The 2,580-nt window shown below is 72.2% G+C and carries 2 protein-coding genes; both read right to left on the bottom strand.

Translation table 11 applies throughout. The annotated features are described in order from the left end of the window. Positions 1–176: 176 nt before the first annotated feature. The gene (locus VJR25_RS00635; RefSeq protein WP_324111472.1) at positions 177–920 is read right to left on the bottom strand and encodes a tyrosine-protein phosphatase; all 744 of its coding nucleotides are present in this window, start codon (positions 918–920) and stop codon (positions 177–179) included. Positions 921–984: 64 nt separating this feature from the next. Continuing rightward, entirely contained in the window at positions 985–2,280 is a 1,296-nt protein-coding gene (locus VJR25_RS00630) for an ATP-binding protein (protein ID WP_324111470.1), read from the bottom strand. Positions 2,281–2,580 lie beyond the last annotated feature (300 nt).

Raw genomic sequence — 2,580 nt, 5'->3', positions numbered from 1 at the left:
TCGTTGAGCGAGCGAAGCGAGGCCCCCGGTCGTTGAGCGAGCGAAGCGAGGCCCCCGGTCGTTGAGCGAGCGAAGCGAGACGAAACGCAGATGCCCCGGTCGGGTGCTGCGTTTCGTCTCGCTCGCTGGCGCTCGCTCGCTCAACGACCGGGGGAAAGGGGCTGGCGCTCGGTCGCTCAACGACCGGGGGACGTGAGGCGGGAGCGGAGGGCGTCGAGGTCGGGGGCGGAGAGGCCGTGGCGCAGCAGGTACTCGGCGGCTCCCCCGCCGGCGTCGACGTGCGCGAACACCGACTCGATGGCCGGGCGCGTGGTGCCGGCGAGCAGTTCGTCGAGTTCCGGGGTGAGCGGCATCCCGGCCGCCTCGATGCGCCGCCGCATCCCGTCCGCCCACGCCCCGGCGAGGTTCGCGGCGGTGGCGAGGTAGTCGGTGACGATCGCGTCGCGTGCCGTGCCGACGGCATCCAGCACGAGGGCGACGGCGACACCGGTGCGGTCCTTGCCGGCCGTGCAGTGCACCAGAACGGCAGGGCGCGCGGGATCCGCCGGGCGCGCGACCAGCCGGCCGACCGCGGCGAAATCCGCACCGTGGGTGTCGAGCAGGTGGGCGTAGACGGCGGCGAGCGAGGGGACGGCCCGCTCCGCCCGGCCGCTGTCGCGCACCGCGCCGTCGAGCATCGGGAACCGCACGACGTCGACGTGCTCGGGCAGGCGGTCGGGCGCCTGCTCGCGCTCGGCATCCGCGCGGAAATCGACCACCGTGCCGATGAGGCTGTGGGCGATCGTCGCCGCACCGGCATCCGTCACGGCGGCCAGAGCATCCGAGCGGTACAGCACGCCGCCCGCGACGACGCCGCCGGATGCCAGCGGCAGCCCCGCGACCTCGCGGGAGTTGAAGGTTCCGTCGATGAGCGCGGGCATGCGTCGATTCTGTCACCCGCGAGCCGGCGGGCCGCGGCCGCTCACGGGACGCCAGCCGGGCGGGTCAGGTGCGGGCGACCTGCTCGATGTCCTCGAGGAACGCGGCGCTCGTCTCGGCGGACACCGTGGTGCGGGTGCCGGCGATCGCCTCGAGGTAGTCCGCGGTCGACGGGCCGTGCGGGGCATCCGTCCGGGATCCGTGGTTCTGGTGCGCGACCGCGACCTCGAACGCACGCTGCGAGGCGCTGCGCGCGGCGAACTCGATGTCGGCCGGCGAGAAGCCGGCGGTGCGCTCGACGAGCACCTCGAGGTCGACCTCGTCAGCCACCTGCTCGGGGATGTACCGCTGCCAGATCGCGCGACGCGCCTCGTCGTCGGGCAGGCCGATCGGGATGACGTAGTCGAACCGGCCGTGCCGCAGGAACGCGCTGTCGAGCGCCCGGATGAAGTTCGTCGCGCACACCAGCAGGCGGCCGGGCTGCTCGCGGAACGCGGGGATGATCTTCAGCAGCTCGTTCGTGACGCCCTGCAGCGGCGACGGCGGCTCCCCCGATCGCTGCGCGGCGATCTCCTCGACCTCGTCGATGAACACGACGGCGTGCTCGAGTTCGGAGATCTTCGTGAACGTCTCCCGGAGAGCACCGGCGAGGCCCTTCGGGTCGGCGGCGAGCCGAGACGGGAACACCTCGACGAACGACCAGTCCAGCCGCGACGCGATCGCCCGCGCGAACGTCGTCTTGCCCGTGCCGGGAGGACCGAACAGCACCACGGCGCGCGGCGGGATCACGCCGAACCGGTCGGCGAGGTCCGCCTCCGCGAGCGGCAGCACCAGGCGCTGCTCGAGGATCTCCTTCTCGCGCCGCATCCCCGCGACCTTCTCCCAAAGATCCCGGGGCATGAGCCGGGCGCCGAGCTCGGTGAACGAGTTCAGCTCGGTGCGCTGCACCGGGATGCGCCGCTCGAAGTAGCGCAGGTGCTGCTTCAGCTCGAAGCCCTGGTGCGCGAACGCCTGCACGCGCGTGTCGACGTCGGGCATGATCACCGACAGCTTGGCGAGCCCGATCGGCGCCATCTTCTTCTCGAGCGCGGCCAGCAGCGCGGTGCCGATGCCCTGCCGGCGCCACGGCTCCGCCGTCGCGAGGAACACGATCCAGCCCTGGTCGTGCGCGGCGCGCCCGACCACCGCGGCGATGACCTCGTCCCCGTGCACCGCGACGATCGCGTGGTCCTTCTGGCACGAGGCGATCACCTCGCTGAGGTCGTACACCGGCTCGACCTGCGCGCGGCGCAGCTCCTCCCACAGGTGCAGGATGCCGTCCAGGTCATCGTTGTGGAACTCGCGCAGTCGCCAGCCGGCCATCGGGCTCTCCTTCGGGTCGGGGTCACGTGTGCGCGGTCGCACACCTTCAGTGCGATTGTCCCAGCCGAACCCGGCCCGCACCGAAGTGTGTCGTGCGTTCGCCCCCCACCGGTCGTTGAGCGAGCGGAGCGAGCCGAAACGCGATGTGCCCCCGCCGGGATACGCGTTTCGTCTCGCTCGCTGGCGCTCGCTCGCTCAACGACCGGGAGAAAGGGAGCCACCCCGACCACCGGTCGTTGAGCGAGCGAAGCGAGCCGAAACGCACCCACGGGACACGCGTTGCTGCTCGCTCGCTCAACG

It is taken from the genome of Microbacterium sp., assembly GCF_035277845.1.
Lineage (GTDB): Bacteria > Actinomycetota > Actinomycetes > Actinomycetales > Microbacteriaceae > Microbacterium.
Note: the sequence above shows the minus strand (reverse complement) of the source record. Positions and strands in the feature narration are given on the sequence as shown.

Coding starts and splice junctions, on each gene's coding strand:
- VJR25_RS00635 (WP_324111472.1), bottom strand. CDS start 920: ATGCCCGCGCTCATCGACGGAACCTTCAACTCCCGCGAGGTCGCGGGG.
- VJR25_RS00630 (WP_324111470.1), bottom strand. CDS start 2,280: ATGGCCGGCTGGCGACTGCGCGAGTTCCACAACGATGACCTGGACGGC.